This window comes from Rhodococcus sp. NPDC054953 (assembly GCF_053609225.1).
Genome location: NZ_JBSGXD010000093.1, coordinates 586 through 1022, shown reverse-complemented (window position 1 = coordinate 1022; position 437 = coordinate 586). Strand labels below are relative to the sequence as shown.

The 437-nt window shown below is 71.9% G+C and carries 1 protein-coding gene; it reads right to left on the bottom strand.

Annotation, left to right across the window (positions count from 1 at the left end):
- A partial coding sequence (locus ACWF62_RS20730; RefSeq protein ID WP_452631324.1) for an FCD domain-containing protein occupies positions 1-421 on the bottom strand: 421 nt, incomplete at its 3' end.
- Between the last annotated feature and the right edge of the window lie 16 nt (positions 422-437).

Here is a 437-nt window from a genome sequence, read left to right as displayed (position 1 = left end):
GTTCGAGGTGCCCCGACCAGAGCCGGCCGTTGAGGGAGTGCCGGCGGCGGAGATAGGGGACGGTGTACGCCCAGCACCGGACGCGCATCCGGTCCATGAACTCCCCGATGTGGGGGTTGGTGAGCAGCGCGTCGAACTCGCGCCAGAAGCGCAGGTCGTACCCGATGAGGATGTCGAGGTCGCCGCCGAGGGCGGCCTGCCGGGCGGCGGCGGCGCGGCGGCGGATGGAGGTGAACTCCCCGGGGTCGGCCTGCGGCAGGGCGAGGGTGGGGTTCTGGTGGAGCACACCCTGGCAGACGAGCGCCTGCGCCTCGATCAGCCGTTCGAAGTCACTGAGGGTGTCCTGGCGGATGCGGAAACCCCGGTGCTGCTCGACCTCCAGCAGGCCCTGGGCGGAGAGGTCCACCAGGGCTTCGCGCACGGGGGTGGCGGAGACG